This is a genomic window from Microbacterium sp. (assembly GCF_003248605.1).
GTDB lineage: Bacteria > Actinomycetota > Actinomycetes > Actinomycetales > Microbacteriaceae > Microbacterium.
The window spans coordinates 1-14,048 of sequence record NZ_QFPF01000065.1; the positions used below are offsets into that span (position 1 = coordinate 1).

At 72.1% G+C, this 14,048-nt stretch carries 14 protein-coding genes; 9 read left to right on the top strand and 5 right to left on the bottom strand.

Going from position 1 to position 14,048, the window contains the following annotated elements:
* Both DI573_RS09775 and DI573_RS09780 read right to left on the bottom strand, forming a co-directional pair.
* On the bottom strand, nt 1-600 hold a 600-nt coding region (locus DI573_RS09775; RefSeq protein ID WP_292813423.1), incomplete at its 3' end, for a biotin carboxylase N-terminal domain-containing protein.
* 78 nt (nt 601-678) lie between these two features.
* On the bottom strand, nt 679-1,326 hold the full coding sequence (locus DI573_RS09780; RefSeq protein ID WP_292813426.1) for a Maf family protein: 648 nt from the start codon (nt 1,324-1,326) through the stop codon (nt 679-681).
* Nucleotides 1,327-1,369: 43 nt separating this feature from the next.
* On the opposite strand from DI573_RS09780, the gene DI573_RS09785 reads away from it, so the two are divergent.
* Genes DI573_RS09785 through DI573_RS09800 form a run of 4 tightly spaced genes read left to right on the top strand, consistent with a single transcriptional unit; the run spans nt 1,370 to nt 5,726 of the window.
* Nucleotides 1,370-2,716, top strand: a complete 1,347-nt coding sequence (locus tag DI573_RS09785) for a TRAM domain-containing protein (RefSeq protein ID WP_292813428.1) — start codon at nt 1,370-1,372, stop codon at nt 2,714-2,716.
* A 47-nt stretch (nt 2,717-2,763) separates the two neighbouring features.
* Nucleotides 2,764-3,429, top strand: coding sequence for a response regulator transcription factor (locus DI573_RS09790; protein WP_292813431.1), 666 nt, complete (start codon nt 2,764-2,766; stop codon nt 3,427-3,429).
* Nucleotides 3,419-4,705 (top strand): ATP-binding protein, encoded by a 1,287-nt coding sequence (locus DI573_RS09795; protein ID WP_292813433.1) that lies wholly within the window; start codon nt 3,419-3,421, stop codon nt 4,703-4,705. The genes DI573_RS09790 and DI573_RS09795 overlap by 11 nt, the downstream gene beginning before the upstream one ends.
* 1 nt (nt 4,706) lies before the next feature.
* Complete coding sequence (locus DI573_RS09800) at nt 4,707-5,726, top strand: hypothetical protein (protein WP_292813436.1); 1,020 nt, start codon at nt 4,707-4,709, stop codon at nt 5,724-5,726.
* A 226-nt stretch (nt 5,727-5,952) separates the two neighbouring features.
* On the opposite strand, the gene DI573_RS09805 is transcribed toward DI573_RS09800, so the two are convergent.
* The 3 genes from DI573_RS09805 to DI573_RS09815 form a co-directional block, all read right to left on the bottom strand.
* Nucleotides 5,953-6,180: an acyl-CoA carboxylase subunit epsilon gene (locus DI573_RS09805; protein WP_292813438.1), complete on the bottom strand. Its 228-nt coding sequence runs from the start codon at nt 6,178-6,180 to the stop codon at nt 5,953-5,955.
* Entirely contained in the window at nt 6,177-7,772 is a 1,596-nt protein-coding gene (locus tag DI573_RS09810) for an acyl-CoA carboxylase subunit beta (protein WP_292813440.1), read from the bottom strand. The genes DI573_RS09805 and DI573_RS09810 overlap by 4 nt, the downstream gene beginning before the upstream one ends.
* A 239-nt stretch (nt 7,773-8,011) precedes the next feature.
* Nucleotides 8,012-8,842: a DUF559 domain-containing protein gene (locus DI573_RS09815; protein ID WP_292813443.1), complete on the bottom strand. Its 831-nt coding sequence runs from the start codon at nt 8,840-8,842 to the stop codon at nt 8,012-8,014.
* A gap of 486 nt (nt 8,843-9,328) precedes the next feature.
* On the opposite strand from DI573_RS09815, the gene DI573_RS09820 reads away from it, so the two are divergent.
* The 5 genes from DI573_RS09820 to DI573_RS09840 all read left to right on the top strand — a co-directional run bounded on the left by DI573_RS09820 (nt 9,329) and on the right by DI573_RS09840 (nt 13,960).
* A complete protein-coding gene (locus DI573_RS09820) occupies nt 9,329-10,132 on the top strand; it encodes a biotin--[acetyl-CoA-carboxylase] ligase (protein ID WP_292813446.1) in 804 nt (267 codons plus the stop codon).
* 54 nt (nt 10,133-10,186) lie between these two features.
* On the top strand, nt 10,187-10,771 hold the full coding sequence (locus tag DI573_RS09825) for a PH domain-containing protein (RefSeq protein ID WP_292813448.1): 585 nt from the start codon (nt 10,187-10,189) through the stop codon (nt 10,769-10,771).
* Between the two features lie 59 nt (nt 10,772-10,830).
* The gene (locus DI573_RS09830; RefSeq protein WP_292813453.1) at nt 10,831-11,964 is read left to right on the top strand and encodes a 5-(carboxyamino)imidazole ribonucleotide synthase; all 1,134 of its coding nucleotides are present in this window, start codon (nt 10,831-10,833) and stop codon (nt 11,962-11,964) included.
* A gap of 98 nt (nt 11,965-12,062) precedes the next feature.
* Nucleotides 12,063-12,530, top strand: coding sequence for a 5-(carboxyamino)imidazole ribonucleotide mutase (gene purE / locus DI573_RS09835; RefSeq protein ID WP_292813456.1), 468 nt, complete (start codon nt 12,063-12,065; stop codon nt 12,528-12,530).
* Entirely contained in the window at nt 12,527-13,960 is a 1,434-nt protein-coding gene (locus DI573_RS09840) for an LCP family protein (protein ID WP_292813451.1), read from the top strand. The genes purE and DI573_RS09840 overlap by 4 nt, the downstream gene beginning before the upstream one ends.
* Nucleotides 13,961-14,048: the final 88 nt, after the last annotated feature.

The following is a 14,048-nucleotide window of genomic DNA, read 5'->3' on the forward strand; positions in this document are numbered from 1 at the left end:
GAAGCACTCGCCGCGGCCGAAGGCGGTGACCGCCTCGCGGGTGGCGGACTCGAACAGCTCGGGGATCTCCTCGACCGTCCTGGCGACCTTCAGGCCGCGGCCGCCGCCGCCGTAGGCGGCCTTGATCGCGATCGGCAGGCCGAACTCGCGCGCGAAGGCGACGACCTCGTCGGCGGAATCCACGGGGCCCGGCGTTCCGGGGGCGAGCGGGGCGCCCACCTTCTCGGCGACGTGACGCGCCGTGACCTTGTCTCCGAGCGCGTCGATCGCCGAGGGCGAAGGGCCGATCCAGACGAGGCCCGCGTCGATCACCGCGCGCGCGAACGCGGCGTTCTCGGCGAGGAAGCCATAGCCCGGGTGGATCGCGTCGGCACCGGAGCGCCGTGCCACCGAGAGGATCTTCTCGATCGAGAGATAGGTGTCGGCGCTCGTCGACCCATCGAGCGCGTACGCCTCGTCGGCGAGTCGCGCGTGCAGCGCATCTCTGTCCTGGTCGGCGTAGACGGCGACCGAGCCGATACCGCTGTCGCGGGTGGCACGGATGATGCGGACGGCGATCTCGCCGCGGTTGGCGATGAGGACCTTGCCGATTTCGGGCATGGTTGCCAGCCTACCGACGCGCACGCGGCTCGATTTGACGACTCTCGACAAGAACGCGCAAAAAACGTCGGCGAGCGCCTACAAGGTTGCCCAGAGCGAGGTCCACTCCACGCCGAGTTCGCGCACGAGGCGGCGGGTCGTCGACAGCGACATCCCCACGACGGTCGAGGGATCGCCCTCGACCCGCGCGATGAACGGGCCGCCGAGGCTGTCGACGGTGAAGGCGCCGGCCACGTGCAGCGGCTCGCCCGTCGCGACGTATGCGTGCACCTCGGCGTCGGTGATGTCGTCGGCGAACGTCACGCTCGCCGCCGCCACGGCGTGCGCCTCGCGCGCCTCGGCACCCGGCACGATGCGGAACACCGAGTGCCCCGAGTGCAGCACACCCGTGCGTCCACGCATCGCAGCCCAGCGCGCGATCGCCTTCTCCGCCGTGTGCGGTTTGCCGAGCACCGCTCCGTCGAGCTCGAACATCGAGTCGCCCCCGACGACGAGTCCGTCGAAGCCCGGATCCTCCAGAGTGAGTCGGGCGGCGACATCCGCGGCCTTGCGGCGAGCCAGCAGCAGCACGTGCTCGTCCGGCGGCAGCACCCGTCCCTCGGCGTTCTCGACCGCGGCGATCACGGCCTCCTCATCGACCTCGGGGGGCATGATGAGGGGCTCGATTCCGGCCTGGCGCAGCAGCATCCGTCGCGCGGGCGATGTCGAGGCAAGGCAGAGACGCATACGCCCTACGGTAGCGATCGGCGTCGTGTGGAATGCTCGAGAAATGGATGCTGTGGCCCGAGACCGCGCGGTGACCCTCGATCTGGACGTCACCGGCGTTGCGCACGGCGGGGTGTTCGTCGCCCGTCACGAGGGCCGTGTCGTGTTCGTCCCCGACGCGATCCCGGGTGAGCGGGTGCACGTGCGCGTCGAGGACGCCGGAGACGCCGCAGCGAAGAAGTCGTTCTGGCGCGCCGAGACTCTCGAGGTTCAGGACGCATCGCCCGATCGCCGCCCCCATGTCTGGCCCGAGGCCGACATCTCGCTCGCGCCCGAGCAGCGGCCGGGTGGCGCGGACTTCGGTCACATCGCCCTCGCTCGCCAGCGCGCGTTGAAGGCGGAGGTGCTCTCCGACGCGCTGCGGCGGTTCGCGGGTCTGACCCTTCAGGCGACCGTCGAGCCGGCGGGCGACGCCGAGAGCGAGGACGGCACGGGCTGGCGCACCCGGCTGAGCCTGCACGTGGACGAGGCGGGCGCGATCGGTCCCTTCGGGGCGCGCAGCCACCGCGTCGTGCCCGTCGCCTCCCACCCGCTCGCGCACCCTGTGCTCGCCGAGGCCGCGCTCTCGCTGGCGGGGATGCCGGCCGGGCGCGTCGATCTCGTGCTGCCGGCCGACGGGCGCGTGCGGGTGATCCCGCGCCCCAAGCAGCCAGCGCGATCCGGTGCGGCTCCGCGGGGGCGAGGCGGCGATCGGCGTCGACGCCCGGCTCGCCCGGCGGCGCCCGCCGAGCCGACGCAGGCGCGCGAGGTGCTGGTCGAGCGCGCCGCGGGCCGCGAGTTCCGCGTCGACGCCGGCGGGTTCTGGCAGGTGCACCGCCTCGCCGCCGACACACTGTCGGAGGCGGTCGCGACCGCCCTCGGGGCCCTGGAGTTCGATCCCGCGGCCGCGAACCTCGACCTGTACGGCGGCGTGGGACTCTTCGCCGCGGTGATCGGGGCGTACGGCGGCCCGTCGACGCGGATCACGTCGGTCGAGTCCGCGCCCGATGCGACCGCCCACGCCGGCGAGAACCTCGCGGAGTGGGTGGGATTCCGCGCCGTCACGGCCAGGGTGGACCGTTACCTCGCGCAGCTGCTGTCGGAGGCCACCGCCGTCGAGCGCGCGCGCTGGGCGGGCGCCACCGTCGTGCTCGACCCGCCGCGAGCGGGTGCCGGTGCGGGCGTGGTCGGCGCGCTCGGGCGGATGCGCCCCCGCTCGATCGTCTACGTCGCGTGCGACCCGGTGGCACTGGCCCGGGATGTCGGACTCTTCGCCGCCGCCGGCTACACGCTCACGGGGCTGCGCGCGTTCGACCTGTTTCCGAACTCGCATCATCTCGAGGCCGTCGCCGTGCTCGAACGCGCCGCGTAGGCGGGCGGAATCCCTGAAAACAGGGTGCTCATCGCTAGTCTGGTGACATGACGAGGGTCGCGCTGATCGATGATCACGAATCGGTGCGTCTCGGGCTCGAAGCCGCGAGCCGCACCGAGGGTCACGATCTCGTCTTCTCGGGAGCAACGGTCGGCGCGTATCTCGACTGGCGGTACACCTCCCGCTCCGCCCCGGCGGACGTCGTCGTGCTCGATCTGACCCTGGGCGATGGCACGACCGTGACCGGCAACGTCACCCGCCTCGTGGGTGACGGATCGAGCGTCATCATCCACTCCGTCGCCGACCGCCCCGCCGCCGTGCGCGAGGCGCTGCTCGCGGGCGCCGCCGGTGTCGTCAGCAAGAGCCACCCCATCGGCGATGTCATGGCCGCCATCCGGGTGGTCTCGCGGGGCGAGAGCCTCGACAACGTCGAATGGGCCAGTGCCGTCGACGGTGACCGGGCCTTCGCCGACGCCCAGCTGTCGGCGCGAGAGCGCGAGGTGCTGCGCCTGTATGCCGCGGGCCTGCCGCTGAAGGTCGTCGCCGACCGGCTGGGCGTGGCCTACTCCACCGCCAAAGAGAACATCACGCGCGTGCGGGTCAAGTACGTCGAGGTCGGGCGTCCCGCGCCGACCAAGGTCGACCTGCTGCGCCGCGCCATGGAGGACGGAATCGTCGCCCAGCCGTCGGAAGACGGACCCGGTGTCGGCTGAGCCTCAGCCGGCGGTCCATCTCGACCGCGCGTGGGGGCACATCCCGCAGGGGCGCTTCGTCGCCGCATCGCAGGGCACGTTCACCCGCCGACGCATCGAGCGCATCACGGCGATCGCGGCGGGCGTCGGTTGTTTCGTCCTCGGGATCCAGGCATTCCTGATCGCGCTCAGCAACAGCGCCGGGGTGCAGGAGCAGTGGGAGATCCCTCTGCTCGTGGTCATCTTCGGATCCCTCGTGGCGATGTGCGTGCTGTGCTTCTTCCGCACCACCGCGCGCGTCGCCACCGGCGTCTTCGCGATCGTCTTCATCCTCCTGCTGGCGCTCTGGCCGGTTCTGACCGCCGGCTCGACGCCCACCGCGACTCCGGAGCCGTGGCCCTGGTTCCTCATCAACGTGGCCACGATGGCGGCGGTGATCGCGTTTCCGCTGCCGCTGCAGTTGGCCTGGACGATCGGGACGCCTCTGCTCTACGGCGTCGTGCGCCTCGCCCAGGGGGGATTCGAGCCGGCCTTCTGGATGTCGATGGTCTTCGAGGTGCCGTACTCGCTCATCCTGGGCTCGTTGCTGCTGACCCTCGCGACGATCTTCCGACGCATGGCGTCGGGGGTTGACAGCGAGCGCCAGGTCGCCGTCTCGGGCTATGCCCAGGCGGCCGAGGCGCAGGCCGCGCAGGAGGAGCGCGTGGCCGTCTCGGCGCTCATGCACGACAGCGTGCTCGCCGCCCTGATCGCCGCCGAGCGGGCCGACAGCCCGCGGGCTCGCTCGCTCGCCGTCTCGATGGCGCGCGAGGCGCTCGAGGGGCTCGCCGACACGAGCACGCCCACGGGCGGCATCGAGCTCAAGCCGATGTCGCTGAAGGGCCTCGCGCGCGGAATCCGCGCGGCCATGGCAGACCTGGGTGTGCGGCTCGAGGTCGACGTGCAGACACCCCCGGGAATCGCCGATGACGGACCCGAGGCGCATCGCATCCCGGCGTCGGTGGCGGCGGCGATGATCCGCGCGGCGACGCAGGCCGCCGCGAACGCCGTCCAGCACGCCGACGCCGTCGGGCTTCAGGCGCGGGTCGGCCGACCCGACGGAGTGCCTGCCGCGGCGGCCGCGGTCGTGGTCGTCGTGAGTGATGCGGGCCCGGGCTTCGACATCGACGCGGTTCCCGATGACCGGCTGGGCATCAGCGCATCGATCCTCGCGCGCATCGCCGCGATCGACGGCACGGCGACGATCGACTCGGGCCCGCGCGGCACGACCGTCACCCTGCGGTGGGAGGAGGCCTGAGATGACCGTCCGCGCCGTCCTCTCCGCTCTCGCCCTCGCGTTCGCGGCCTATCAGGCAGCGCGCGGCATCCTGTGGACGACGCCGCCCACCATGCCGTGGCTGCTCATCGCCGCCCTCGCCCTGTACATCGCGGCCACGCTGATCTGCATCTTCGCGGTGCCTCCGCAGGGGTCCACAGGTGAGCGTCAGAGCGAACCCATGCCGACGTGGGCTGCAGCATCCATGCTCGTCGTCGCCGCGACCATCCCCACGATGACGGGTCTCGCCGTCGCCGATCCGACCACCCGCACCGCCACCTACGGCACGTGGTACGTCGGCGGGCTCGGCGCCCTCGCGGTCGTCGTCATGGTGCGTCGGCGCACCTGGCTCGCGTGGATCGGCACCGCTCTCCTCTCGGTCGGCGCGATGGTGTGGCTCGGCCCGCTCGAGGCTTTCGGCCAGGGGCTCGTGGGCTCGATCGTGTGGGTCGGCATCGCACATCTGCTGGTCGTGCTCATCGACCGCGCCGAGCGCGACGCGGATCAGCTGGTCGAGCTGCAGTCTGTCACCTCGGCGTGGGAGGCGGCCCAGGAGGGTCGCGAGCGCGAGCGGCGCGTGCAGCTGCAGCGGGCGCTCGCCGTCGGTGGGCCCATCCTCGCGCGCGTCATCGCCATGCACGGCGCGCTGACCGATGAGGAGCGCCGCGAGGCGGGCATCGCCGAGGCGAGACTGCGCGACGAGCTGCGCGGACCGCGACTGCTCGACGACGACGTGCGCGCGGCGATCGATGCCGCGCGGCGCCGCGGTGCTCAGGTCAGCGTCTTCGACGAGGGCGGACTCGAGGGCATCCCCGAGGCCAATGTCGCCATCATCCGGGCCGAGCTCGCCGAGGCGCTCAACGGCTCGACGTCCAACCGCATCATCATCCGCACCTCGCCCGACGAACGGGTGGCGGTCACGGTCGTCGGACGCTTCGTCGTCGAGGACACCGGCGAGGAATCCGTCGACCTCTGGCGCGAGATCCGGCATCCGGGTCGCTGACGCGCGCCGCCGCGGACGTGAGAACGGGGAGGGGCGGCGATGCAGCCTGGCCCCTCCCCGTGAGCGGGTCGGTTACCCGAAAACCTTCCCGCGGATGGCCGCTGACCCGGAACGGGTGGCGCGGCCTGACGCATGAGTGTGTCACGCCATACCAGTATGCGACGGGGCGTCCGCGGCCGTCTGTAGGTACTTCGGGGGACAGCGACGACGGCGGGATGCGGCAGCCTCAGCCCCCGAAGCGACCCCACACGGCGCCGCGGTCGAGCGGGGCGCGCAGTCCCCGTGCGCTGCGGGCCCACGCCGAGCGCTCCGGCCGATCGTCCGCGACCGCGGCATCGCTCTCGCCCGCGTACGCTTCGGAGACGACCGCCATGAGCGCCGCGAGCTCCTCCTCGGTCGGTGTGCCGCGCAGCACGTCCACCGAGACGCGCTCGCCGTGCTCGGGAGTGCTCACAGCGGGATGTTCCCGTGCTTCTTGGGCGGCAGGCTCGCGCGCTTGTTGCGCAGCGCCCGCAGGGCCTTGGCCACGGCGACGCGGGTGGCCGCGGGCTCGATGATCCCGTCCAGCTCCCCGCGCTCGGCTGCGAGGAAGGGCGATGCGACGTTGTAGGTGTATTCGTTGGCGAGACGCGTGCGTACGGCCGCGACATCCTCGCCCGCCTCTTCGGCGCGCTTGATCTCGCCCCGGTAGAGGATGTTGACGGCGCCCTGCCCGCCCATCACGGCGATCTCGGCGGTCGGCCAGGCGAGGTTGACGTCGGCGCCCAGCTGCTTGGAGCCCATGACGATGTAGGCGCCGCCGTAGGCCTTGCGCAGGATCACGGTCACGAGCGGCACGGTGGCCTCGGCGTAGGCGTAGAGCAGCTTCGCGCCGCGCCGGATGACACCCGTCCATTCCTGGTCGGTGCCGGGCAGGTATCCCGGCACGTCGACGAGCGTCAGGATCGGGATGGAGAACGCGTCGCAGAACCGCACGAAGCGGCTCGCCTTCTCGCCGGCGTCGATGTTGAGCGTGCCCGCCATCTGCGAGGGCTGGTTGGCGATGATGCCCACCGAGCGGCCCTCGATGCGGCCGAAGCCGATGACGATGTTGGGCGCGAACAGCGGCTGCACCTCGATGAAATCGCCGTCGTCGACGAGCCGGCTGATGACCTGGTGGATGTCATAGGGCTGGTTGGGGGAGTCGGGGATGACCGTGTTGAGCACACGATCGGAGTCGGTCGTCTCGAACTCGAAGCCGCTCTCGTAGGCGGGCAGCTCGGCCATGTTGTTGTCGGGGAGGAAGCCGAGCAGGGTGCGGACGTAGTCGATCGCGTCGTCTTCGTCCTCGGCGAGGTAGTGCGCCACGCCCGACCGGGTGTTGTGGGTGTGCGCGCCGCCGAGCTCGTCCATGCCGACGTCCTCGCCGGTGACGGTCTTGATGACGTCGGGGCCGGTGACGAACATCTGGCTGGTCTTGTCGACCATCACGACGAAGTCGGTCAGGGCGGGGGAGTAGACCGCGCCGCCGGCGGCCGGGCCCATGATGAGCGAGATCTGCGGGATCACACCGGATGCGGCCGTGTTGAGGCGGAAGATCTCGCCGTACTTGCCGAGGGCGACCACCCCCTCCTGGATGCGGGCGCCTCCCGAGTCGAGGATGCCGATCACCGGCATGCCGCCGCGCAGGGCGAACTCCATGATCTTGATGATCTTGTCACCCGCGACCTCGCCGAGCGAGCCTCCGAACGTGGAGAAGTCCTGCGCGTAGACGGCCACGGTGCGGCCGTGGATCGTGCCGGTGCCGGTGACGACGGAGTCGCCGTAGGGACGCGAGCGATCCATCCCGAAGGCGGTCGTTCGGTGGCGGACGTACTCGTCGATCTCGACGAAGCTGCCCTTGTCGACGAGCAGGTCGATCCGTTCGCGGGCGGTCAGCTTGCCCTTCGCGTGCTGCTTCTCGCGTGCCGTGCGCTCGGCGGCGACGACGGCCTCGTCGTAGCGGGCGCGCAGATCCGCGATCTTGCCGGCGGTGGACAGGTCGGGCTGGTCAGTCACGCGTTTCACTCTATCCGTGGCCCCCCGCGCCGCGTGGTTGGAGGACGTGCACAAGTCGCAGCATCCATCGCTGTCGATCCGCGCCGCGCGCGAGTCCTCCGCGCCGGGCGGCTACCACCGCCGCGCCGGGCGCTGCTGCCGCGCCGCGCCCTGCCGCCGCGCCGGGCGCTGCTGCCGCGCCACGCGAGGAGTTCGGCGCCGCGCGAGGACTTTTCGGGGCAAGGACACCTCGTGTCGCGCTGCAGTCCTCATCTGGCGAGGTGCAACCGCTGCGCCATCGCCCGCATGATCTCGGCCTCGACCCGCGGCCACTCCTCGTGTATCTCGACGTAGTCATAGCGCAGCACGGTGTATCCGGCGAGGCGCAGGGCCCGGTCGTGGGCATTGTCGCGCCGTCGATCTGCCGCCTGATGGAAGGCGAGGCCGTCGAGCTGCACGACGAGGCTGCGCCCGATCAGCAGGTCGACGGGGTGGCCGAGGATCGACACCTGCGGCAGCGCGACGACTCCGCGCAGCGCCAGCCGATGGATCGTAAGGCTTTCGAGTCCCGAATCGGGGGCTCCGGATGCTGTCATCGCCAGCTCTCGGGCCACGCTCGAGGTCCACGCGACCGCGCGCAGATGCGCGGCCGTGACGACCGTGCGGTTGAGTGCCGAATCCCAGATCGCGCGCGCGTCGGCACGAGCCAGGCAGGTCGCGACGCGGGCGAGGACGTTCTCGACCGGATCGATCAGCGAGTGTGGCGGAGCCGTCACGGGACCCACATGTCGGTGCAGAATTGTGCCGGGCGCCGAGCGCCCGCTGTGCGGGTGGACGGCGAGGTGCTGCCCGGACGCGCGATGCGGAACCCACAGGCCGAGCGTCTGCAGAGCCGAAACGCATGTCACGCGGCCGCCCAGACGCATCGCGCGCACCAGGTCGGGCGCAAGCGACGGCAGGTGCAGCCAGAACCGCGCGGTCACGGCGACGGACCCGCTCGCCACCTCCTTCGCGATGCGATGGCGCGTCCAACCCGCGTCGGCGGCGTGTACGCGGTGGGCCCAGCCGCCTCGGGCTCTGAGGAATGCGGGGAGCGACATCCGCCCATCGTCGTGAGTGGCGTGCAAAGCATGCGCCTGCACGGTCGCATCTGGGGCGTGCGGCGGCGAGAGCTCGGGTGGGGAGGAGCCGCGTCGCGCGCGACGGGAGGAGATTGCGCGCGAGGGGAGGAGATCCGCGCCGCGCGAGGGCTCGCGCGCGCTGAAAGTCCTCGCGCGGGGCCGAAGTCCTCGTGCGGCGCCGCGCGCGGGACAGCCCCGCGGCCCGGGACCGCGAGCGGGACAGCGACGCGGCCCGGGACCGAGCCCGGGACCGAGCCCGGGACAGCACCCGGGACAGCGCGCGAGAGGAGGAGATCCGCGCCGCGCGAGGGCTCGCGCGCGCCGAAAGTCCTCGTGCGGGGCCGAAGTCCTCGTGCGGCGCCGCGCGCGGGACAGCGCCGCGGCCCGGGACCGCGCCTGGGACAGCGCCGCGGCCCGGGCCCGCACCCGGGACAGCGCACCGCGCCCGCGCGTAGGGTGGGGGCCATGACCCTGGCCGCCGAGGATCTCGCGCGCACCGCACGCCGCGCGCCCCGCCTGCAGATCGTCGCCCGGACGGGGTCGACCAACACCGACCTCGTCGCCGCGCTCACCGCCGACGCGGCCGCGTGGCCGCACCTCTCGCTCTGGGTCACCGACGAGCAGGTGGCGGGTCGTGGCCGCCTCGGCCGCGACTGGATCGCTCCGGCGGGCACCGCGATCGCCGCGTCGACCGTCGTCGACGTGCGCGCGCTGCCCGCCGCGTCGCGCGGCTGGATCCCCCTGCTGGCCGGCGCGGCGATGGCGCGCGCGGTCGCCGCGCAGCTGGGTGCGGCGCACTCGGTGCGGGTGAAGTGGCCCAACGACGTGCTCGTCGACGGGCGCAAGATCTGCGGCATCCTCGCCGAGACCGTGGCCGGCGTCGACGGGCTCGTCGTCGTGGGCGCCGGGGTGAACACGACGATGGATGCCGCCACCCTGCCGGTCTCCACCGCCACCTCGTTCGCGGCCCTGGGCGCGCTCTGCCGCGTCGACGAGATGCTCGATGACTATCTGCGTGCGCTCGACGAGCTCTGCTCGGCCCTCGTCGGCGAACGGGGGGACGCCGCGCGCGCCGGTGTCCACGGCGAGATCGAGGCCCTCTGCGCGACCCTCGGTCAGAGTGTGCGGGTGCTGCTGCCCGGCGACGGCGAACTCGTCGGCGAGGCGGTGCGGCTCGGGCCCACGGGCGAGCTGGTGGTGCGCTCGGCGACGGGCGAGGCATCCGTCGTCGCCGGCGACGTCGTGCACGTGCGCCCCTTCGGCGGCTGAGCCCGCCCGCGTGGGATGCCCCGTACGGCATCCCCCGCGCGGCAGAATGGGCGCATGACCCAGCCGACCGCCTACGGCAACCGCCTCGCGGCGCCGCCGCCGGGCGTCGCCGCGCCGGAGCGGCTCGTCGCCCGCACGCGCGGCTCCGCGCGGCGCCTGGGCTGGAGCGGTCTCGTCCTGATCGCCGTGGCGGGTGCGACGGGCTGGTTCACCGGCAACCTTCCCGCGCCGTTCGAGGACTGGATGCTATGGAGCGCCGCCGGACTGGTCGTGCTGCTGCTCGTGGTCGTGCCCTGGATCCGCTGGGCGAGCCGCATCTACACGATCACGACGCGCCGGGTCATCGCGCGTTCAGGCGTGTTCGCGCGCGAGGCCCGGGAGTACACGCACGCCCGCGGCTACTCGATCGCCGTGCGCCGCGGCCCCCTCCAGCGGCTCTGGGGCGCGGGCACCATCACCCTGACCAACGGCATCGACCAGCCGCTGCGGCTGCACGACATCCCCGATGTCGTCCTGGTGCAGGAGGTCCTCGGCGACCAGGTTGAGGTCAGCCAGATCCTGGCTCATCGCGATGCGCAGGGCACGAGCTCCCTGCCCGAGGGCATGATCCCGCCGCGCCCACCGGCACCAAGCCTCTAGAACACGGCCCGTGCGGGCGTCGCACGGATGCCAAGATGGATGACGGCGAAGGGAGCACCATGTCGTTGCGCGTGGGAGTGATCGGGGGCGGGCAGCTGGCCCGCATGATGATCGCGCCGGCGGTCGAGCTCGGAATCGACATCCGTGTGCTCGCCGAGGGCGAGGGGATGTCGGCGGCCATCGCCGCATCGGCGGTCGGCGATTATCGCGACGCCGACACCGTGCTCGCCTTCGCGAGAGACGTGGACGTCATCACCTTCGACCACGAACACGTGCCGCAGCCCGTTCTTCGCGCCCTCATCGAGGCCGGTGTCGCCGTGCATCCCGGTCCCGACGCGCTGCAGTACGCGCAGGACAAGCTCGTCATGCGCTCGCGCCTGGCCGAGCTCGGCATCCCGCAGCCCGACTGGGCGGCCGTGTCGGACGTTGCGCAACTGCAGGGCTTTCTCGACGACCACGGCGGCCGTGCCGTCGTGAAGACCCCGCGCGGCGGGTACGACGGCAAGGGTGTGCGCGTCATCTCGCACGCCGAGGAGGCGGCCGACTGGTTCGCCACCCTCGCTGAGGACGCCCGCGGCGGTGACCTGCTGGTCGAAGAGCTGGTGTCGTTCCGTCGCGAGCTCGCGCAGCAGATCGCGCGCACCCCGTCGGGTGAGATGCTCGCCTACCCGGTGGTCGAGACCGTGCAGCGTGACGGCGTGTGCGCCGAGGTCATCGCGCCCGCGCCGCACGCGGCGGCGCGCCTGGCCGAGGTCGCCCGCGAGATCGGCGAGGGCATCGCCGAGGGTCTGGGCGTGACCGGGATGCTGGCGGTCGAGCTGTTCGAGACCGACGATGACCGCGTGCTCGTCAACGAGTTGGCCATGCGCCCGCACAACAGCGGCCACTGGTCGCAGGACGGGTCGATCACGAGCCAGTTCGAGCAGCACCTTCGGGCGGTGCTCGATCTGCCCCTGGGCGCGACTGCGACACGTCAGCCCTGGGCTGTGATGGTCAACATCCTCGGCGGGCCCGCCGAGGGGGGACTTGCGCAGCGCATGCCGGCCGCGCTCGCCGCGCACACCGGCGTCAAGGTGCACACCTACGGCAAGGACCCGAGGCCCGGGCGCAAGGTCGGGCACGTCACGGCGACGGGTGTCGACCTCGACGACGTCTGCTACGACGCGCGCGCCGTCGCCGCCCACTTCGCCTGAGTCGCGCGCCGCACCGGCTTTCCCCAAGCTCCGGGCCCTACCCTGGACCGGTGACCCGGCCGCTGCATTCGTCCGACGCGCCCCTGGTCGGCGTCGTCATGGGCTCCGACTCCGACTGGCGCGTCATGAGCGACGCCTCGCAGGCGCTGTCGGACTTCCTGATCCCCCACGAGGTCGAGGTCGTCTCGGCCCACCGCACCCCCGACAAGCTGCACCGCTACGGGCGTGAGGCCCGTGCGCGTGGTCTGCGGGTGATCATCGCGGGGGCCGGGGGAGCCGCCCACCTGCCCGGCATGCTCGCCTCGATCACGCCCCTGCCCGTCATCGGCGTGCCGGTGCCGCTCGCGACCCTCGACGGCATGGACTCGTTGCTGTCGATCGTGCAGATGCCCGCGGGGATCCCCGTCGCGACCGTCTCGATCGGCGGGGCGAAGAACGCCGGCCTGCTCGCGGCGCGCATCCTCGGTTCTGGCGACCCCGCGATCGCCGACCGCCTCGAGGCCTATGCGCGCGAGCTGGAGGCGCAGGTCGAGGAGAAGAACCGGCGGCTGAAGGACGCGCTGTGACGACAGCATCCGCCACCGCGCGCCCGCGCGCCGCATACTCTGCACCGCCCGTCGTCAACCAGCTGCCGCTGCGCTACCCGGACTCGCGCTCGCCCGATGCGATGCGCCGGAGGGCGTGGTGGCTGGTCGGCATGAACGTGCTCGTGCCGGGCTCCGCGCAGGTGCTCGCGGGCGGCCGACGTCTCGGCCGCCTCGGCCTCGTCGCGACGCTGACCATGTGGACCCTCGTCCTCCTCGCGGCCGTCGCGGCGCTGGTGTGGCGCAGCGTCGTGTTCACGATCGTGACCAACCCGTTCGCCCTGCTCATCGTGCAGGCGGTGCTGATCGTCTACGCCGCCCTGTGGGTCGTGCTCACGGTCGACACCCTGCGACTCGTCCGGCTCGTGCGCCTGCGTCCCGGGGCGCGGATCGCGGTGACGGCGGCGGCGACGGCGCTGCTGTTGGTCTTCTCGGGCGGCGCGGCCTACGCCTCGACGGTGGTGGGCACCGCTCGCGACACCATCGGATCGATCTTCGGCGTCGGTGGACCGAGTGTTCCGCCCTCGGACGGGTACTACAACATCCTTCTGCTGGGGGCCGACAGCGGCGAGGGTCGCGACTCGATGCGGCCCGACAGCATCTCGGTCGTGTCGATCAACGCCGACACGGGTGCTGCGACGATCACCGGCATTCCGCGCGACATGGTCGGAGTGCCCTTCTCCGAGGGGCCGATGAACGACCTGTTCCCGAACGGGTACGGGGGAGCGGAGTGCAGCACCGCGCACTGCGCGATGAACGAGATCTTCACCGAGGTGAACGTGCTGCGCGATGGCGAGGCGCTGTACCCCGACGCCGCCGCCACGGGCTCGGAGCCCGGTATCGAGGCGGTGAAGGATGCCGCAGCCGGTCTGCTCGGGATCGACATCCCGTACTTCGTGCTTGTCGACATGAATGGCTTCGCCACGATGATCGACGCGCTCGGGGGCGTGGAGATCACCGTCGAGCAGCGCCTGCCCGAGGGCGGCGGCCCGAGCTACCCGGGTCAGCCCGCCGAGGACTGGGCGATCGGGTGGATCGAGCCCGGCACGCAGGTGATGGACGGCGACACGGCGCAGTGGTACGCGCGGTCGCGGTACACCACGAGCGACTGGGACCGCATGAAGCGCCAGCGCGAGCTGCAGGAGGCGATTCTGCGCCAGTTCACGCCCGCCAACGTGCTGACCCGGTTCCAGGACGTCGCGGCCGCCGGTCAGAACATCGTCGAGACCGATCTGCCGCAGTCGATGCTGCCCTACTTCGCCGAGCTGGCTCTCAAGACGCGCGAGCTGCCGATCACCACGATCGAGCTCACGCCCGAGGGTGGCGTCGACCCGGAGGAGCCGGACTTCGCGTTCATCCAGCAGCTCGTGCAGCAGGCGCTGCACCCGCCGACGCCCACCCCCGCCGCCTAAGAGCGGCGGCCCTGCGGCTGCGGCCCCGTGCGGCAGCTGCTCCGCGGCTGTGGCTGCGGCCTCCCGGCTACAGCTCGCCCGGCTGCAT